The sequence below is a fragment of the Flavobacterium muglaense genome, from assembly GCF_014305155.1.
In the GTDB taxonomy this organism is placed as follows: Bacteria; Bacteroidota; Bacteroidia; order Flavobacteriales; family Flavobacteriaceae; genus Flavobacterium; species Flavobacterium muglaense.
In genome coordinates this window covers 25,394-44,421 of sequence record NZ_JACRUK010000013.1, presented here as the reverse complement: position 1 = coordinate 44,421, position 19,028 = coordinate 25,394, and the positions used below count along the sequence as shown (strand labels likewise).

Below are 19,028 nucleotides of genomic sequence, written 5' to 3'. Positions count from 1 at the left end.
AAGGTAAAGGTGTCGAATTCGACACCTTTATAAAAGTATAATGTAATTTATTGATTATGAACGCAAAATTAAAACAAATTGAAGTTGAAAATAAAATTATTGCTATTACTTCATTCAATGAGGATGACTATATTTGTTTGACTGATATGGTTCGTGGAGAGGAAGGTAACGATCATATTAGAAACTGGATGCGTAACAGAAATACAATTGAATTTCTAGGACTTTGGGAACAATTATACAATTCCAATTTTAAAAGTGTCGAATTCGACACCTTAAAAAAAGAAGCAGGATTAAACTCTTTTAATTTAACTCCAAAAAAATGGGTTGAAACGACTGGAGCTATTGGAATTATTTCCAAAAGTGGTAGACAAGGTGGTACTTACGCTCATAAAGATTTAGCATTTGAATTTGGAGCGTGGATAAGTCCAATGTTCAAACTTTTATTAATCAAAGAATTTCAGCGACTAAAAGAAATTGAAAGCAACCAATTCAATTTAGAATGGGATGTGAAAAGAATAGTATCAAAAGCAAATTATAGCATACATACGGACGCCATAAAAAATCATGTCATACCAAGTTTAAATATAGCTAAAGACAAAGAATGGATAACCTATGCGGACGAAGCAGATGTATTAAATGTAGCTTTGTTTGGTTGCACTGCAAAAATATGGAGGCAATCCAATGCACAATTAGCTCTTGAAGGAAAAAACATGAGAGATATGGCAAGTATAAATCAATTAACGGTACTATCAAATTTAGAAGTTATGAACTCTGAGCTGGTTAAAAACAAACTTTCTAAAACTCAAAGATTTCAATACCTGCATAGAATAGCTTTACAACAGTTAGCTATATTAGATAATTCTAATGCGATGAAATCTTTACAAAAATTATCAGATAGTACGTTTATTGACGAACAAAAGAAATTAGAAAATTAATAAATGAGCCATCAATCCGAATTACAATTAGAAAACAAATTAATCAAGCAATTGATTGGTTTAAACTATGCATCTGTACAAATTCAAGATGGAGACGCTTTAGTTTCTAATCTAAAAAGGCAGTTGCAAGTTTTCAACCAAACCACTTTTACAGCTAAGGAGTTTGATGCGATTTTGAATCATTTATCCAAAGGAAATGTATTCGAAAAAGCTAAAACCTTGCGGGATCGTTTTCAATTAACCAAAGAAGATGGGACTTCCTTTTACGTACGTTTCTTTAATACCGAAGATACAAGCCAGAATCTATACCAAGTTACCAACCAAATATCCTTAGAAGGAAGCTACAAAAACCGTTTTGACGTAACGCTTTTGGTCAATGGTTTGCCTTTGGTACAAATAGAATTAAAACGTTCAGGAATCGAAATCAAAGAAGCATTCAACCAAATCAATCGCTATCAAAAACATTCTTTTTGGAGCACCTACGCCTTATTTCAGTACGTGCAATTGTTTGTGATCAGCAATGGAGTCAATACCAAATATTTGGCAAATAATAAATTGCAATCGGTTAAACAAACCTTCTTTTGGGCGGATGCCAAAAATAAAAATATAACAGCGTTACCAGAGTTTGCAGCTTCATTCTTAAACCCAGCGCATTTGGGTAAGATGATTGCGCATTATATTGTGATCAATGAAACACATAAGGTAATGATGGTTTTGCGTCCGTATCAATATTTTGCTACTGAAGCTATTATTCATCAGGTTAAAAACTCAAATGACAACGCTTACATTTGGCACACGACAGGTTCGGGAAAAACACTAACCTCTTTCAAAGCCAGTCAAATATTGATGGACTTGCCCGAAGTACACAAAGTAGTTTTTGTGGTGGATAGAAAAGATTTGGATTACCAAACCATGAACGAGTTCAATGCGTTCAAGAAAGACAGTGTAGATGTTACCAATAATACGCAATCCTTAGTAAACCAATTGACGGATAATACCAAATTGGTTTTAACCACAATACAAAAACTAAACAATGCCATTTCAGAACGATTTGCGGGTAAAAATGAAGCTTTACGCCACCAGAAAATAGTTTTTATATTTGATGAGTGCCACCGCTCGCAATTTGGTGATACGCACGACCGTATTACCAAATTCTTTGAGAAAAGTCAGTTAATCGGTTTTACAGGAACGCCCATTTTTGCCGAAAATGCTTCTAAGAACGATTACGGAAAACGAACTACCAAAGATTTGTTTGGCAACTGCCTGCATAAATATGTAATTACAGATGCAATTAAAGATCAAAACGTATTGCGTTTTGGGATAGAATACATTGGGAAATATAAAAATAAGAGCAAGACTTTTATCGATATTGAAGTCGAAGATATTGACAAACAAGAAGTATTGAATTCTGAAAAACGAATCTCTAAGATCGTAGATTACATCATTGCGCATCACAATCAAAAGACTTTCAATAAAGATTATTCGGCCTTGTTAGCGGTTAGCAGCATTGATAACGTGATCAAATATTACGATTTATTTCAGGAAAAGAAGCTAGCAGGTGAACACGATTTGCGTATCGCTACGATTTTCACTTACGGCACTAATGAGGATTCAGACGAAGCACAGGATTTTTTACCCAGTGATGAAGTCGATTTTGATGTTTTGGCGGAAGCCCCAACACCTTATCAATCCAAGCACACCAGAGATAAATTAGAAAGTTATATAGCTGACTATAATAAAATGTACGGTACAAGCTTTTCGACCAAAGACAGCCAGCAATTTGAAAATTATTTCAAAAATATAAGCAAACGTTTAAAAGATCGCGAAAAAGAAAGTTTCAATAATGACAAAGACCGTTTGGATATTGTCATTGTGGTTAATATGATGCTAACTGGTTTTGATGCTAAAAAAGTAAATACCCTTTACGTTGATAAAAACCTGAAACAACACGGCTTAATTCAGGCGTATTCAAGAACCAACAGGATATTGGGAGAACAGAAGTCACAAGGGAACATTCTGTCCTTTAGAAACCTAAAAAAAGCTACAGACGAAGCCATTACGTTGTTTTCGAACAAAGACGCCATCGAAGTAGTTACCATGCCTGATTATGAAAAAATAGCCGAGAAGTTTGATGAGGCTTTGAAACTATTAAGAGAAATCACACCTACGCATCAAAGTGTAAATGATTTGGAAAGCGAGCAAGATGAAGCAGAGTTTGTACAAGCTTTTAGAAAATTAATGCGTGCTATGAATGTCTTGCAGTCTTACACTGATTTTGATTGGGAAGATTTACCTATTGACGAGCAGGAATTTGAAGATTACAAAAGCAAGTATCTGGATTTATACGAAAAGGTAAAACGAGACACTGAAAAACAAAAAACATCAATACTCGACGATATTGATTTTGAATTAGAATTAATTCATCGAGATCAGATCAATGTTGCCTATATCCTAAAATTAATTGCACAGCTAAAAGGAGAAAAAACACCATCTGCAGCAGCGGCTCAAAAGAAAGCGATTGTTGATTTATTGGGAGGTGATATACAATTAAGAAGCAAACGAGAATTAATCGAGAAATTCATAGACGAGAACATGCCTCACATCAAGGATAGCGACAATATTGACGATGAATTTGAGAAATTCTGGCAAGACCAAAAAGTACTAGCATTAGGTAAGCTCTGTGAAGACGAAAACCTAGACAAAGCACAATTCAAAGCCTTAATCGATGCCTACATCTACAGCGGTAGAGAACCTATAAAGGATGAAGTTTTTCAATGTTTGGATAATAGACCAAGCGTGCTACAAGCCAGAACTATTGGAGATCGAATCATCGGAAAGATGAAAGAGTTTGTGGAGGTATTTGTTAAGGGGATGATGGCTTAAAAGAGAAATGAAAGAGAAATATAAAAAATGCGGTGATTAATCAATTTATTCACCGCATTTTTTGCGGTGAATAATCGCTATATTTACCGCATAAACTAAAAGCGCTATGGCAATCTATATTCATCAACTTATAAAATGGCCTCAATTTAACTGGAACGAGCAGGATTTTATTTCGCTATTAAGCGAAGTGCGTCACTTGCAAGGCAAACTTATGGGCAAAGTAGAATTATTGGGATTTGAACTAAAAGGGAAGGCCAATTTAGAAACTTTAATTCAAGACGTCTTGCAAACTTCTGAAATAGAAGGGGAGATTCTAAATCCGGAATTGGTTCGTTCGTCAATTGCAACTAGGCTAGGTTTAGAATATTCTGGACTGGAAAACTCAGATGGGAATGTGGATGGGATTGTAGAATTGATGATTGATGCAACCCAAAACGATGATAAGGTACTTACTGAAGATCGTTTGTTTGGTTGGCATGCAGCACTATTTCCAACAGGTAGAAGTGGTATGCATAAAATCGAAGTAGCTAAATGGCGCTCAGGCGCTATGCAAGTTGTTTCCGGTGGAATGGGAAGAGAGGTAGTTCATTACGAAGCTCCAAAAGCTGAACTGCTGAATAACGAAATGAAACATTTTATAGAGTGGTATAATAACGAGCAAGGATTAGAATCATTACTTAAAGCAGCCGTTGCCCATTTATGGTTTATAACGATACATCCGTTTGATGATGGTAACGGAAGAATAGCCAGAGCAATAACAGATATGCAACTCTCAAAATCAGACGGTGTAAACCAAAGATTCTATAGTATGTCTACAGAAATAAACAAACAAAAGAAAAGCTATTATAGCATCCTAGAACGCACTCAAAAGGACGACCTTAATATCACAGAATGGATTATCTGGTTTTTAGGACGTCTTAAAAACAGTATAATCCATTCGAGTGTTATAGTTGATAAAGTCGTAGCAAAGCACAATTTTTGGATGAAGTATGCTACTAAGATTAGTAATGACCGTCAACAAGTGATGCTTAACAAGCTCATGGACAATTTTGAAGGTAATTTAAATACAAGCAAGTGGGCTAAAATGACTAAGACTTCTCCAGACACCGCATTAAGAGATATCACTGATTTGGTTAACAAAGGTATTTTGATCAAAGCAAATTCAGGTGGTAGAAGTACGCACTATTTTTTAAATGATAATTTTTAAAATGAGTATATTTTAGTACAAAAAAAGACAATTTGTACTATTAGATTATACCATTCATAATTATAAAATAGTCCAATTGTCAGTTCGAGCGAAGTCGAGAACCTTTATAGCATCTCGACTTCGCTCGATGTGACAAAAATTTATTGGACTATATTATATTAGTGTTTGGTATTAGTCCTGAATAATTGAAATTATTGTCAACCAAATTGTCAACTAAAAATAAAAAAGCCTGTAAACAAGATGTTTACAGGCTTTTTTGTGGAGTCGCCGGGAATCGAACCCGGGTCCAAACAAGCAACTAAAAGGCTTTCTACGGGCTTATTTCCTGATTAGATTTTCGATAACAAGCTAGGCCAGAAACAGCCACTTATTACTTATCTTCTTAATTTTGAAATCCACCCGAAGCTTATGGAAATCTAGGTCTATTTTTACGGTTCTCCTGAATAGAACGCCACAAACCAAGGCTTTCAAGGAGAATCCAGCTTTCCTATCTGATAGGAACGTGGCGTAATCGTACTATAATTCGGATTATGCAGCTAAAGCGTAGTTATTTTCGCCGTGTAAAATTGTAAGATCTTATATTTACGAGCAAGGTCTCAATGCTCGGCCTGCTTACTTTTCAATTCGACTTGCTGTCAAAACCAGTCGACCCCATTTTTATTCAAAAATTTTTGAGAGTGCAAATGTATTGTTTTTGAATCAAAAACCATCATTTTGCACTACTATTATTATAAAGCAAATACTATTCCTCTTTTTCGTCATCATCTAACTTAAAGGGATAATCGCCAAATAAAACTGATAATTTACGTACGCGATACGGCATTCTACTAAATTTATTTGATATAGCTATGATCGTTACTTTTTCTTCGGGTAAAGTTACATAGGATGAAGTGCTTCCGTGCCACCAACCATTATGAAAATAAAAGTTTTGACCTGTAGGCCAGTTGATCATTCGCATCCCAAGACCGTAATTTTTTTTACCTGGATGTTCGTTACTGTAGGGTGTATAGGCTTCTTCTAAAAGTTTAGGGTCTAAAAAGCTAGGAGAGTTACGACCGATATCGAATTTTAATAAATCGCGTGCAGTCGAAAAGATGTTTTTATCTCCATAAATAGCGTCTAAGAAATCCAAGTTGAATTTAGAGAAATTGCCACGGTATGAAGGGGTTGCTTTAAGTTTATCCTTTTCATAATCAAATACAAAGCTATCTTTCATATCCAATGGTTTGAAAATAAGGTCTTGCATCGCATCTTTGTATGCTTTGCCTGTTAGCTTTTCGATAATTAATGCCAACATGGCATAATTAGTATTGCAATACGCAAATCGGGTATTGGTTTTGTATTCTAGATCAAGACCTTTTGTAGCAAGTAAGGTTAAAACGTCCTGATTACTTAACATTTTATGCTTGTCCCAAAGTCCTCTTTTATCAGTAAAGTAGGCATAGCTGCGAATACCAGAACGATGATTAAGTAAATGTTTTACTGTAACATTAGGGTACGGAAACTCTTTGAGGATGGTGCTTACTTTTTGGTCCAATTGTAATTTGTTTGCACTTATTAATTTAAGTATAGCAGTTGCTGTAATCACTTTACTCACGGATGCAATATGCAGAGGAGTACTACTGGTCATTGGAGTTTTGGCTTTATAATCAGCGTAGCCGTTGTATTTTTCGTATATGATTTGACCATTTTTTGCCACAAGAAATTCACCGTTTAAGGAATTATTAGGCCAGTTTTTTTGATAAAAATGATCTATACTTTTTGTTTTGGCTGCGATATACTCTTCCGTAAGTTTCGGCTCAGCTTTTACTTCTTCGGTTATTTTCTCTTTTATGATCTCAATTGGATCGGTGGTTGGTTTTTTCTTTTCTTTACATCCGCTTAAAACCAATAGGAGCAGGAGTATTTGTAGTATATTTGCTTTTTTTATAAAAATCATTGTCATCGTGCTTGAAATGCAAATATAAGGAATCAATTTCTTTGATGCATTTATTTTATAGGGTTGTAGTGTCTTTTTTGTATTTATTAAAAGGAGTATTCTATTGTTTTGTAGCTCAGGTTTTAATGTTTTATAAGATTTAAAAAATTTTAGATTAACAAAGATATTATTGTTTAAAATGTTATATTTGTAACAATACAAGTGATTAAAGTTATATTAATACAAAGCACCATATAAATATGAAATTCGGAATTTTAAAAGAAAGAAAAAACCCGCCAGATCGTAGAGTCGTTTTTTCTCCTGCTGCACTCGTACAATTGAAAACACTTTTTCCTGATGCTGTTGTAAAAGTAGAAAGCTCAGATATTAGAATATTTTCAGATGATGCTTATAGAAGTTTGGGGATAGAAGTTACGGATGACGTGAGTGATTGTGATGTTTTATTTGGTGTTAAAGAAGTTCCTGTTGAAGCTTTGATTGCTAATAAGTCTTATTTCTTTTTTTCACATACGATCAAAAAACAGCCCTACAATAAAAAATTATTGCAAGCTGTATTAGCAAATAACATAGATTTATATGATCATGAAACGATTGTAGATGCTGATAATCGCCGATTAATTGGTTTTGGTCGTTACGCAGGTATCGTGGGTGCATACAACACTATTCGTGCGTTTGGGATCAAGTTTGAATTGTTTAAATTACCAAAAGCAGAAACCCTTTCGGGTAAGGAGGAGTTAATCAGACAGTTGAAACGCATTGTTTTTCCACCCATTAAGTTTGTTGTTACTGGAGGTGGTAAAGTAGGAGGTGGGATCAAAGAAATTCTAGATGCTATAAAAATTACCGAAGCTTCAGTTGATAATTTCTTATCTAAAAAATACGCACAAGCGGTTTATACTCAAATTGATGTGTTGGATTATAACAAGCGCATTGATGGGCAAGTGATTAATTGTAAAGATTTCTATGAAAATCCAACCGACTATGTAGGCGATTTTGAGCGTTTTACTAAAGTAGCCGATGTTTTGATTACAGGACATTTTCATGGAAATAATGCGCCAGATATTTTAACTAGAGCGATGCTACAGGCTAAGGATTGCCAAATAAAAATCATAGGAGATGTTTCATGCGATATTAATGGACCGATAGCATCAACAGTAAGAGCTTCTACAATTGAGAGTCCATTATATGGTTATTTACCATCAGAACATAAGGAGGTAGAAGTTTTTCATCCAGCTGCAATTGTTGTTATGGCGGTGGATAACTTGCCTTGTGAGTTGCCAAAGGATGCTAGTGAAGGATTTGGAGCTATGTTCATGGAACATGTGATTCCGGCCTTTTTTAATGAAGACCAAGAAGGAATTTTAGCAAGAGGTAAAATGACCGAAAAAGGAAAACTTACTTCTAAATTTAGTTATTTACAAGATTATGTAGATAATAAATAAGGCTGAATATTGAGATAGAAGCGCCTAGTTTACACTGTTTGTAAATTAGGCGTTTTTTTTTTAGGGTTAGCTTTTTTATTATTTCTACCTGTAATTACACCATGTCTTCGGGTTTAACCCAAGCATCAAAGTTGGTTGCAGTCACGTAGCCAAGTCGGATGGCTTCTTCTTTTAAACTAGTACCGTTTTTATGTGCTGTTTGAGCAATTTCGGCGGCTTTGTAGTAGCCTATTTTTGTATTTAAAGCAGTGACTAGCATTAGTGAATTGTCAACTAGTTCTGTGATGCGTTTGTAATTGGGTTCAATGCCTTGAGCGCAATGGGTATCAAATGATGAGCATGCGTCTGCGAGTAAGCGTGCCGATTGTAAAAAGTTAGCCGCCATAAGTGGTTTAAAAACATTGAGCTCGTATTGTCCTTGCATGCCGCCCACGGTGATCGCAACATCATTGCCTATTACTTGAGCGCAAACCATAGTTAATGCTTCGCATTGAGTAGGGTTTACTTTTCCGGGCATGATGGATGAGCCAGGTTCATTTTCGGGCAGTAGTAGCTCACCAATTCCAGATCGTGGACCAGAGGCTAACATCCTGATGTCATTGGCAATTTTATTTAATGAAACGGCTAGTTGTTTCAAGGCACCGTGCGATTCAACAATAGCGTCGTGTGCGGCCAATGCTTCAAATTTATTTTCGGCGGTTACAAATGGATGGCCTGTAAACGCAGCGATATACTGAGCAACTTTTATGTCATATCCTACAGGTGTGTTTAATCCTGTGCCTACTGCTGTCCCTCCCAAAGCAATTTCAGACAAATGGGCTAAAGTGTTTTTTAGCGCCTTTACACCATAATTGAGCTGTGCTACATAACCGGAAATTTCTTGACCAAGCGTAAGTGGCGTTGCGTCCATAAGATGTGTACGGCCTATTTTTACCACATTTTTAAATTGAATGGCTTTAGTATCTAATGTGTCTCTAAGTTTTTCAATGGCAGGAATGGTATGTTCAACAACTAGTTTGTAAGCTGCAATATGCATAGCTGTAGGAAAAGTATCATTGGATGATTGTGATTTATTGACATCGTCATTGGCTTTAATAAAGGGTTCGCTTTCGCCAATAGTAAATCCTTTTAGCAGTTGAGCTCTATGAGCAATTACCTCATTTACGTTCATATTGCTTTGTGTGCCGGAACCTGTTTGCCAGATTACTAACGGAAACTGATCGTCTAGTTTTCCGTCCAATATTTCGTCACAAACGGCAGCTATAGCATCTCGTTTGGCTGTAGTAAGTGTACCAAGATCACAATTGGTATAAGCGGCCGCTTTTTTTAAATAAGCAAAACCATAGATAATTTCTTTGGGCATAGAGGCTGAAGGGCCTATTTTAAAATTATTTCTGGAACGTTCTGTTTGTGCACCCCAATATTTATCGGCGGGAACTTGCACTTCGCCCATGGTATCTTTTTCGATTCTGAATTTCATTTGATGTTTTTTTTCGAGGTTATTGAAAAGAGAAATGTTTTACTGTGTACTAAATGCTAGCCTTGATAGAAGTGAAAATCCTTATATGCCAGTGTTTGGCATATAAGATTGTAACGGATAGCGAGAACAGCTCCATAAAAATACATAAAATTACTTTTTTATTAAAATTGATTCTGTTTTTTATTGCTAAGAAAAAATAATAAACATACATTTGTACTTACATTCAAAAATTCCGGAAAACATGTTTGAATTTTCACAGTATTTAGGCTTTTTACTTTTTTTATCAATCCTTACATTAGGGTTTTGGTTAATGTTTTTTTTAGTTGGTTTCGTATCGTATTGGGTAGGAGGAGCATCTTGGGAAGCATATAAAGAGAAAAGAAAAGCAAAGAAAGAGCAATCAGTTTAGTTTGATTGCCAGATAGAAAAAGGACTCGTGATGCGAGTCCTTTTTTTTATGCCTTACATTTAAAAACAAGGAAAGTATTGTATAAAAAAACGGACTCATTTTCATGAGTCCGTTTTTATGATGTTGATTATCCAGGAAATCCGCCACCTTCTTCTTCGTTGCCTTTTGGAGCATTTTTATCTTTATCCGTTTTCTTTTTATTGATACGGTAGGTAAAAGAAAGGTTGAATTGTCTTTTTCTCCATTGAAATTCACTGTTAGAGCTTACGCTTGCTAAGTTGACTTCGGATCTCATTTTTCGGCTATTGAAAATATCACTAATGTTAAAAGCAATAGTACCTTTGTCTTTTAATACATCTTTACTCAAAGAGGTATTAATCATGTATTGTCCTAAACTTCTTCCTTGAGCTGTTCTACTTGGTCCAAAGTACATTCCGCTCAACTGCCAATCTATTTTGTATGGCAAAGTAAGACGAGAATTTACTCTTGCAAACCATGATGTAGCTTGGTTGTCCAGGTTTTGAACTACAACAATCTTATTTGAATTAACATCGCTAAAATCACCTGTTGTAGTAGCATTGAATAGGTTGAAACTACTGTTTATTTTCCATTTTTTAATTGGGTTGTAATTCAATGTGAATTCGAAACCAAATTTTTGTTCTTTTCCAATATTAATAGGAGTACTTAAAATTACTGGAGTTCCACCTACATTATTTCCGTTTACATCTGTTGTTCCACCTACATAATCACCGCTTTCATAACGTACAAATGAGAAAACATTTTTAGTATTTTCGAAATAGACAGAGGTGTTAAACGTAACTTTTTCCCAACGGTTGATGTAACCAAAGTCAAATTTATCAGTAAGAGAAGGATCTAAGTCTGGATTTCCTTTAAAGATATTAATGTTACTTGATACGTTTGGAGTAGGGTCTAAGAATCTACCTCTAGGTCGTGATAAACGCTTGCTATAACTCAAAGACATGCCGCTTTTATCCGAGATTTCATAGTTAATGAAAGCACTTGGGAATAAATTATTGTATTTTTTATTGTCTAGCAAGTTTACATCGATATTAGTGTCCTCCCAACGCAGTCCAAAAAGGTATGAAAACTTGTTTACTTTGAAACCATATTGTGTGTAGATAGCATTTATTTTTTCTTTGTATTCTAAATTGTTAGACAATAAAGAACCGAGATCATTGTTTGTGCTTGAGAAAATATCGTATGCTTTGTTTAGGCTGTTAAAGTTTCCCTTGTAACCCGCTTCAAACTGACTTCCTTCACCGATTGGTAAAACATAATCTGCTTGAATTTGAAATTGTTTTTGTACCGCATCATTGTTTGTGGTGCCATAAGTATTTTGAGTAGGGAATGTTGCATTGATTCCCGTAATTACCGAGTTGTCAATGTCGTTTTCTCTAGAGTAAGTTCCGTCAACGGTTAGTTTATGCCCTTTATCGTTAAAGTTCTTTAAGAAGTTAGATGCAAATTCAATATCGTCTCCGCTCGTTTCTCCTTGGTTTAGACGGTAGTTGCTTGAAGTAAAGTTTTTACTTGCGTCAAAGTTGTTATAGTCTACTAAGTCTTTAGTGCTACCACCATTGTTTTGGTAGCTTATAGAATTGGTCCAAAAAGTATTAGGAGTAATAGACCATTCTACACCAGTTTTAGTGGTAATTCCTTTACGGACTCTTTCTGTATCGCGAGATTCATTGATGAATTTATTTGTAGTTCCATCAGCGTTAAAATATTGAGAATCTGTTTTTCCAGCTCCTTGATTGGTTCTGTAATTGTATCCAGTGGTCGTGAAGTAGTTCATTTTCTCTGTTTTATAATTTAAGTTACCACTTAAACCATAAGTTTCAGGAATTCCTGTAGAGGCAATGAAAGTACCATTAAGGCCTTGATTTTTACCTTTTTTAAGGATGATGTTCAAGATACCTGCTCCACCTTCGGCATCGTAACGAGCCGATGGATTTGTAATAACTTCGACTTTATCAATCGCATCAGCAGGAATTTGGCGTAAAGCCTCTGCCATGTTTAATGCATTAGAAGGGCGACCGTCAATAAAGATACGTACGTTGTCGCTACCTCTTAAACTCACGTTTCCTTCAACATCAACAGATACCGAAGGCACGTTTTCAAGAACATCACTTACAGTTCCTCCTTTTACAAGCATGTCTTGTCCTACATTGTAGACTTTTTTGTCTAGTTTGATCTCGACTGTCGATTTTTCTGCACGTATCACAACTTCGTTCAATTGAGCAGCATCTTCACTTAGCGCAATTGTACCTAAGTCGGTACTTGTTTTTAACGCCTTATCTTTTAATTCGACAGACTTAAACGAAATGAATTCAATTTTAATAGTATACATACCAGGGTTGATATCGATATTGAATTCTCCCTTTGGGTTTGTAATTCCTCCGGCGACAACTTTAGCACTTTTAGAATTTATAAAAGTAACAGTTGCATATTCAAGAGGTTGTTTACTGATTTTTTCTATAACAGTTCCAGTAATTTTTATTCTCTCAACAGCAGGTCCAGAAGCGGGTCCTTGGTTAGGTCTTTGTTGTGCAAAACTGAACAAGAAAGCAAAGAATAAAGTCAGACTTAAGATGTTCTTTAATTGATAATGCATTATTTTTTTATTTGAGTTATGGCTTATAGGACTACAAAAAGTGCTTTTTGTTTAATTTATAAATCATAAAAAAAAGTTAAATAAAAAATAAGCTACGAAAGGAAATCATTTAAAGAACCTAAGTCTCTGGCTATTATTGCTTTATCTTCTTTTATAAGAATAGGTCTTTCAATAAGAATTGGGTTTAAAATCATGGCTTTTATGATTTCGTCATCGGACATTGGATTGTTTTTATAATTTTCGACCCAAACTTTTTCTTTTTGGCGCACTAATTCCAAGGGTTTAAAATCTAGTTTTTTTAAGAGCGTTTTAAGGGAATCATAAGTAGGTATTTCTTCTAAATATTTAGTGATTTTATAATCGGTTGTTTTTTCTTCTACCGCCGCTAGTGCTGTTCTTGATTTTCCGCAACGTGGGTTGTGATATATTTCTATCATTTGTATCGTTTTTTAGGGATTATTGAAATAAAAAAGGTATTTTCGAATGACAAAAATAGGCTTTTGAATGGCTATTTATTTACCAATTAAATTAAAAATTAATGTTTATCGAACAAGGCATAAAACCGAATAATTCATTTTGGACCTATATAGTAGGTTCGTTTATTATTATTATAGCGTCGTTTGTTGGACAAATACCGTTAATTCTTGGTTTTGTTTACGAAGTAGCTGTAAATGGCAAAACTTATCCAGTGAACGAAAGAGATATGATGCGTTTTTTTGAACCTAATCTGACTTTGTTTCTAATACTGATTTCTTTTGTATTTGCTATAGTTGGTATTTTTATAGTGGTGCGTTACTTGCATCATCAAACCCTATTATCAGTTACAACTTCGAGAAAAAAAATAGACTGGAATCGCATTTTCTTTTCCTTTTCTATTTGGGCTGTTTTTAGCGTTGTGTCTGCTTTAGCATATTATTTTATAAATCCGGAAGGTTTTGTAATCAATTTTAAACCCATTCCTTTTGCTATTTTAGTGGTGATAGCGACTGTTTTAATTCCGTTTCAAACTAGTACAGAAGAGTATGTTTTTCGTGGCTATTTAATGCAAGGTTTTGGTAATTTGGCCAAAAATAAATGGTTTCCTTTGCTGATGACCTCTTTAATCTTTGGAGGGATGCATTTTTTTAATCCCGAAGTGACTAAAATGGGTAATATCATTATGGTTTATTATATAGGTACAGGTTTCTTTTTAGGAATTTTAACCTTGATGGATGAAGGTATGGAGCTCGCACTAGGATTCCATGCTGCTAATAATTTAATAGGAGCTTTGTTAGTCACATCGGATTGGTCGGCATTTCAAACGCATTCTATTTTTAAAGATATATCAGAACCTCAAGCAGGCTTAGATGTTATCTTTCCTGTTGTGGTTATTTACCCAATTGTTTTGTATATCTTTAGTAGAAAATACAACTGGTCTAACTGGAAGGAAAAACTAACCGGGAAGATAGAGTTAAATCAAGAAACAACCGTTTTATAAACAACACACTACCCATGGAAAAAGTAACGTACAAAAACGTGCACAATCAATTCAAGTTAAATGGTTTTCATTTAACTAAAGACGATTTGTGTCGGGTTTCTTATTGTTTAATTAAGGAAGGCGATGAGTTCGAAAAATCGATTGGAGATTTTTTACTAGACTGGTTTGATAATAAGTCGTACATCGATTTGCAAACTTCAGGAACTACTGGAGAACCAAAGTTGATCAGGACTAATAAGCAAGCTATGGTGAACTCGGCTTTGGCTACAGGTGATTTTTTCGAATTAAGTCCTGGGGATAAAGCATTGTATTGCTTGCCAACGAAGTTTATAGCAGGAAAAATGATGCTGGTTCGAAGTTTTATTTTAGGTTTAGATATTGATTTTGTTGAGCCAAGCTCGCATCCCTTGGCTAAAAATGAAACCAAGTATGATTTTGTTGCCATGGTTCCTTTACAAGCACAAAACTCTTTGGAAGGTCTAAAAAACGTAAAGAAGATGATTGTAGGTGGTGCTAGAATGAGTAAGGAATTAGAGAAAAGTCTTTTAAAAGGAAAGACTGAAGTGTATGAAACTTACGGTATGACGGAAACCATTACACATATTGCGGCAAAAAAAATTGGTGAAAGCGCTTTCTCTATTTTGCCTAATATCAAAATTTCGCAAAACGAGACTAACTGTTTAGTAATTGATGCGCCAAGGATTTCAAGTGATTTGATTGTAACAAATGATTTGGTCGAAATTAAAAATGACAATCAATTTGTGTTTTTAGGTCGTATTGATAATGTGGTGAATAGTGGCGGCATAAAATTAATGCCCGAACAAATTGAAGAAAAATTAGCTTCCATTATTAACAATCGCTTTTTTGTAGGTGGTATAGCTGATCCAACTTTAGGAGAAAAATTAGTTTTAGTTGTTGAAGGCAAAAAAGGATCTTTTGACGAAAGTCTTTTAGAAAATTTAGATAAATATGAAAAACCAAAAAAGGTGTTTTATAAAGCCGATTTTCTAGAAACAGCTACCGGAAAAATAAAAAGGAAAGAAATGCTGCGTACATTAAAATAGTTTTCTTAAAATATTAAATCCCGATTAAACCCCAAACGATGGACGTTTGGAATTTAATCGGGATTTTTTTATGTAGTTAAAACATCGGATTAGTTATTCTGGAGGTCTTTTAAAATCCAGTTGAGTTCTGGATCATTACCAGAAATAACATCTTGTAAAGTGGGTTTAATGGCAACATCGGGATAGATTCCGTGGCCTTCAATATCCGTTTTATAATGAGGTGCAATCAATAAAGTTCCAATTCGCATTTTTAGTTTAGAGTTGGGTAGTTTTACAATAGGCATGAATCCGGCAACTGTCCCATTATAAGCACCTCCCGTTTCTTCACCTACAAAAGTGGCTCTTTTCGATCCTTTTAAATTGGAAGAAATAATACTAGAAGCCGAAAAACTACCTCCATTAATTAGTACGTACAACTTTCCTTTGAAGGTTTTCTCATCTATTTTACGAATTTTTGAGTTGTTGACAATATAGTTTTTACCGTCATCTTTTTTATGAACGCTAAAAAGCAAATACCCATAAACGAGCGGGGAGAATAACGCTTTAATTGATTTTTTAAGTATTGAGCCTTCGTTAAAATAAGCCCCTCGAAATAGACTTGCTTTAGAAACAACTTCAGATTCGTCTAGAAAAATAAAGTCATCATGGGATAAGTAGGAATATAAGTTTACAATTTCGCTCAAATCACCACCTCCATTGTCTCTTAAATCGATGATAAGCGTTTTGGTATGGTGGCGGTTTATTGCAGTAAAAGTTTCTTTATAGAATTTTTTGTATTTCCCCAGAGAAAAACTATTGATCTTCAGGATTGCTACACTGCTGTCTTTTTCTACAAAACGTAAATTACGATTGTATCGATTGTTTGCTTTATCAAAGCCAGCAATTTTTCTTCTTCTTTTTAATGCTTTTTGTTGTGCTTTGTCTACCACTATTTTTTTTGATACTAGTTTCTGTACGCTAGTTTTTGCGGTGTCTTTGTTGCGTCTTAAAATAGTTACGGTTTTGATGCTATCGTTTATTTTATAATCATACTTTAAGCTGTCTTTATAGCCGTAATCGTCCGTGAAATAATTAGAAAACCGTCTGCTATAGGTGTTGGTTTTGAAAGTGGTGTTGTATCCATCGGAGCTGTAATAATGATTGTGTTCATTGATGACATCAATTGGCTTTATACCATTGACAGCAACAACTTCGCTACCTACTTTCATCGCTGGATTGTAGGATTTATTCTTAATTACATATAGTTTATCGTTGAATGAAGCAAAATCAAACTGAGAAAAAGGTCCAGTTCCTTTTTTAGTCATGGCTTTACTTTCTTTTTTATCCAACTGTTTTGCTGGAGCATAAATAAAGCTGTGGCCTTGGCGTATGGAAGCGACAAGCGGACTTATTTTTTTATAAAAAGCTACATTGTTCATCGGACTATGAATAGTGTTTTTTATACTATCAAATTTATAATCGAATGCCGCTTTGTCGATATAGCGGTACAAGTCCGGATGCAATTGCAGGATGTTTTTATGCATATAATCTACATCTGCTTTTAGATCATTTATAGCGATTAGTTGCTCGAGCTGAGTATTGTTTTTTCTGATTTTAGCCGCTGAACAACCTAAAATTAGGATTGTAGTTAAAACAAATAGTGTTGCTTTTTTCATTAGTTAGTTTTAAAGGATGTTCAGTAAAAAAGCATCCTACGACGAATTTAGATAATTAAATAAAAAAAGCAATACTAAATTGTAACTATTTTCTTCACAATGAAGTTAATAGTGTACTTCTTAGTATTGCTCAAAGAGTTTTAGTCTATCAGACTACTAATTCATTTATATTTAAATTAAACTTGAATTACTCCTAAGTTAAATTGTTTTTCAATAGGAGCGTGGTTAGCGGCTTCAATTCCCATAGATATCCATGTTCTAGTATCTAGCGGGTCAATAATAGCATCAGTCCACAAACGAGAAGCAGCGTAATATGGTGAAACTTGTTCGTCATATCTAGCTTTAATTTTAGCAAATAATTCAGCTTCTTTAGCTTCATCCACTTTTTCTCCTTTTGCTTTAAGCGAAGAAGCTTCAATTTGTGCCAATACTTTTGCCGCTTGCGTTCCGCCCATTACAGCTAGCTCGGCACTTGGCCAAGCAAAAATTAATCTTGGATCATATGCTTTTCCACACATGGCATAATTTCCAGCTCCGTAGGAGTTCCCTACAATTACTGTAAATTTTGGAACTACAGAGTTACTTACTGCGTTTACCATTTTAGCCCCATCTTTTATGATTCCGCCTTGTTCAGATTTTGAACCAACCATAAAGCCAGTTACATCTTGAACGAATACTAACGGGATTTTCTTTTGGTTGCAATTGGCTATAAAACGAGTGGCTTTATCAGCACTATCAGAATAGATCACACCTCCAAATTGCATTTCGCCTTTTTTAGTTTTTACCACTTTTCTTTGATTGGCAACAATACCTACAGCCCATCCATCAATACGTGCATAACCCGTGATAATGGTTTGTCCGTAACCGTCTTTGTATGCTTCAAATTCTGAATTATCGACTAAACGGTTGATGATTTCCATCATATCGTACTGTTCATTACGCGCTTTGGGTAACACACCATACAATTCGGTTTCATCCAAGGCTGGTTTTGCCGGTGCAATGCGGCTGTATCCTGCTTTGTTAAAATCGCCTATTTTATCAACGATATTTTTTATTTTATCTAAGGCATCTTTATCGTCTGTCGCTTTATAATCTGTCACGCCCGAGATTTCGCAGTGTGTAGTTGCGCCGCCCAGTGTTTCATTATCGATGCTTTCGCCAATGGCCGCTTTTACTAAATAACTTCCTGCAAGGAAAATACTTCCCGTTCCTTCCACTATGATTGCCTCATCACTCATGATAGGTAAGTACGCACCACCAGCAACACAGCTTCCCATAATTGCCGAAATTTGGGTGATACCCATACTACTCATTTGAGCATTGTTTCTAAAGATGCGTCCAAAATGTTCTTTATCAGGGAAAATTTCATCCTGTAAAGGCAAAAACACACCCGCGCTGTCTACTAAATAAATGATAGGCAACTTATTTTCCATGGCAATTTCTTGCGCTCTTAAATTTTTCTTAGCGGTAATTGGGAACCAAGCGCCAGCTTTTACGGTAGCATCATTAGCAACCACAATACATTGTTTGCCTCGGATGTACCCAATTTTCACAACAACACCACCTGATGGACAACCACCGTAAGCAGCATACATTCCTTCTCCTACAAAAGCACCAATTTCAATACTTTTAGCCTTAGGATCTAGTAAGTAGTCAATACGTTCTCTAGCTGTCATTTTGCCTTCGGCATGAAGCTTTTGAATGCGTTTTTCTCCACCGCCTAGTTTTACTTTAGAGAAATTTTGTTTTAACTGACTTAATAAAAGTTTATTGTGGTCTTCGTTTTTGTTGAAGTTCAAATCCATAAGTAAAATAAGGTTATAATAGTTTGTGCTAAAGTACAAAATCCCATCAAATAAAATTAGTATTTGAATGGGATTATCTTTTAAAAAGGAAATAATT

At 35.0% G+C, this 19,028-nt stretch carries 13 protein-coding genes and 1 other RNA gene; 7 read left to right on the top strand and 7 right to left on the bottom strand.

What is annotated here, in order from left to right; genetic code table 11:
• The first annotated feature begins 56 nt into the window (after window positions 1-56).
• From H8R24_RS07525 to H8R24_RS07515, 3 genes are all read left to right on the top strand, one after another.
• Window positions 57-935 carry a KilA-N domain-containing protein gene (locus H8R24_RS07525; protein ID WP_187017950.1) on the top strand — a complete coding sequence of 293 codons (879 nt, stop codon included), beginning with the start codon at window positions 57-59 and terminating at the stop codon, window positions 933-935.
• Between the two features lie 3 nt (window positions 936-938).
• Window positions 939-3,818, top strand: coding sequence for a type I restriction endonuclease subunit R (locus tag H8R24_RS07520; RefSeq protein WP_187017949.1), 2,880 nt, complete (start codon window positions 939-941; stop codon window positions 3,816-3,818).
• A gap of 106 nt (window positions 3,819-3,924) precedes the next feature.
• Window positions 3,925-5,025: a Fic family protein gene (locus H8R24_RS07515; protein ID WP_187017948.1), complete on the top strand. Its 1,101-nt coding sequence runs from the start codon at window positions 3,925-3,927 to the stop codon at window positions 5,023-5,025.
• A 256-nt stretch (window positions 5,026-5,281) separates the two neighbouring features.
• Here H8R24_RS07515 and ssrA read toward each other — a convergent pair.
• Both ssrA and H8R24_RS07505 read right to left on the bottom strand, forming a co-directional pair.
• Window positions 5,282-5,678: a transfer-messenger RNA gene (gene ssrA, locus H8R24_RS07510) on the bottom strand.
• Between the two features lie 89 nt (window positions 5,679-5,767).
• Window positions 5,768-6,964 carry a serine hydrolase domain-containing protein gene (locus H8R24_RS07505; protein WP_394354171.1) on the bottom strand — a complete coding sequence of 399 codons (1,197 nt, stop codon included), beginning with the start codon at window positions 6,962-6,964 and terminating at the stop codon, window positions 5,768-5,770.
• Window positions 6,965-7,203: 239 nt separating this feature from the next.
• Between H8R24_RS07505 and H8R24_RS07500 the strand changes: the two genes are divergently transcribed.
• The gene (locus tag H8R24_RS07500) at window positions 7,204-8,406 is read left to right on the top strand and encodes an NAD(P)-dependent oxidoreductase (protein WP_187017946.1); all 1,203 of its coding nucleotides are present in this window, start codon (window positions 7,204-7,206) and stop codon (window positions 8,404-8,406) included.
• A gap of 94 nt (window positions 8,407-8,500) precedes the next feature.
• Here H8R24_RS07500 and fumC read toward each other — a convergent pair whose 3' ends face one another.
• Window positions 8,501-9,886 (bottom strand): class II fumarate hydratase, encoded by a 1,386-nt coding sequence (fumC, locus tag H8R24_RS07495; protein WP_187017945.1) that lies wholly within the window; start codon window positions 9,884-9,886, stop codon window positions 8,501-8,503.
• A 241-nt stretch (window positions 9,887-10,127) separates the two neighbouring features.
• Here fumC and H8R24_RS07490 point away from each other — a divergent pair, with 241 nt between their 5' ends.
• Window positions 10,128-10,295: a hypothetical protein gene (locus H8R24_RS07490; RefSeq protein ID WP_187017944.1), complete on the top strand. Its 168-nt coding sequence runs from the start codon at window positions 10,128-10,130 to the stop codon at window positions 10,293-10,295.
• Between the two features lie 127 nt (window positions 10,296-10,422).
• Here H8R24_RS07490 and H8R24_RS07485 read toward each other — a convergent pair whose 3' ends face one another.
• Together H8R24_RS07485 and H8R24_RS07480 are read right to left on the bottom strand one after the other, a co-directional pair.
• On the bottom strand, window positions 10,423-12,930 hold the full coding sequence (locus H8R24_RS07485) for a TonB-dependent receptor domain-containing protein (protein WP_187017943.1): 2,508 nt from the start codon (window positions 12,928-12,930) through the stop codon (window positions 10,423-10,425).
• 92 nt (window positions 12,931-13,022) lie between these two features.
• Window positions 13,023-13,367: an ArsC/Spx/MgsR family protein gene (locus H8R24_RS07480; protein ID WP_187017942.1), complete on the bottom strand. Its 345-nt coding sequence runs from the start codon at window positions 13,365-13,367 to the stop codon at window positions 13,023-13,025.
• 101 nt (window positions 13,368-13,468) lie between these two features.
• Here H8R24_RS07480 and H8R24_RS07475 point away from each other — a divergent pair, with 101 nt between their 5' ends.
• Both H8R24_RS07475 and H8R24_RS07470 read left to right on the top strand, forming a co-directional pair.
• Window positions 13,469-14,407, top strand: coding sequence for a CPBP family intramembrane glutamic endopeptidase (locus tag H8R24_RS07475; RefSeq protein WP_187017941.1), 939 nt, complete (start codon window positions 13,469-13,471; stop codon window positions 14,405-14,407).
• A gap of 14 nt (window positions 14,408-14,421) precedes the next feature.
• Window positions 14,422-15,471 carry an AMP-binding protein gene (locus tag H8R24_RS07470; RefSeq protein ID WP_187017940.1) on the top strand — a complete coding sequence of 350 codons (1,050 nt, stop codon included), beginning with the start codon at window positions 14,422-14,424 and terminating at the stop codon, window positions 15,469-15,471.
• An 89-nt stretch (window positions 15,472-15,560) separates the two neighbouring features.
• On the opposite strand, the gene H8R24_RS07465 is transcribed toward H8R24_RS07470, so the two are convergent.
• Window positions 15,561-17,126 carry a S41 family peptidase gene (locus H8R24_RS07465; protein ID WP_187017939.1) on the bottom strand — a complete coding sequence of 522 codons (1,566 nt, stop codon included), beginning with the start codon at window positions 17,124-17,126 and terminating at the stop codon, window positions 15,561-15,563.
• 176 nt (window positions 17,127-17,302) lie between these two features.
• Window positions 17,303-18,931, bottom strand: a complete 1,629-nt coding sequence (locus H8R24_RS07460) for an acyl-CoA carboxylase subunit beta (protein ID WP_187017938.1) — start codon at window positions 18,929-18,931, stop codon at window positions 17,303-17,305.
• Between the last annotated feature and the right edge of the window lie 97 nt (window positions 18,932-19,028).

Bases quoted from the DNA above. Each gene is read 5' to 3' on its own strand.
- H8R24_RS07525 (WP_187017950.1), top strand. From the start codon at position 57: ATGAACGCAAAATTAAAACAAATTGAAGTTGAAAATAAAATTATTGCT.
- H8R24_RS07520 (WP_187017949.1), top strand. From the start codon at position 939: ATGAGCCATCAATCCGAATTACAATTAGAAAACAAATTAATCAAGCAA.
- H8R24_RS07515 (WP_187017948.1), top strand. From the start codon at position 3,925: ATGGCAATCTATATTCATCAACTTATAAAATGGCCTCAATTTAACTGG.
- H8R24_RS07505 (WP_394354171.1), bottom strand. From the start codon at position 6,964: ATGATTTTTATAAAAAAAGCAAATATACTACAAATACTCCTGCTCCTA.
- H8R24_RS07500 (WP_187017946.1), top strand. From the start codon at position 7,204: ATGAAATTCGGAATTTTAAAAGAAAGAAAAAACCCGCCAGATCGTAGA.
- fumC (WP_187017945.1), bottom strand. From the start codon at position 9,886: ATGAAATTCAGAATCGAAAAAGATACCATGGGCGAAGTGCAAGTTCCC.
- H8R24_RS07490 (WP_187017944.1), top strand. From the start codon at position 10,128: ATGTTTGAATTTTCACAGTATTTAGGCTTTTTACTTTTTTTATCAATC.
- H8R24_RS07485 (WP_187017943.1), bottom strand. From the start codon at position 12,930: ATGCATTATCAATTAAAGAACATCTTAAGTCTGACTTTATTCTTTGCT.
- H8R24_RS07480 (WP_187017942.1), bottom strand. From the start codon at position 13,367: ATGATAGAAATATATCACAACCCACGTTGCGGAAAATCAAGAACAGCA.
- H8R24_RS07475 (WP_187017941.1), top strand. From the start codon at position 13,469: ATGTTTATCGAACAAGGCATAAAACCGAATAATTCATTTTGGACCTAT.
- H8R24_RS07470 (WP_187017940.1), top strand. From the start codon at position 14,422: ATGGAAAAAGTAACGTACAAAAACGTGCACAATCAATTCAAGTTAAAT.
- H8R24_RS07465 (WP_187017939.1), bottom strand. From the start codon at position 17,126: ATGAAAAAAGCAACACTATTTGTTTTAACTACAATCCTAATTTTAGGT.
- H8R24_RS07460 (WP_187017938.1), bottom strand. From the start codon at position 18,931: ATGGATTTGAACTTCAACAAAAACGAAGACCACAATAAACTTTTATTA.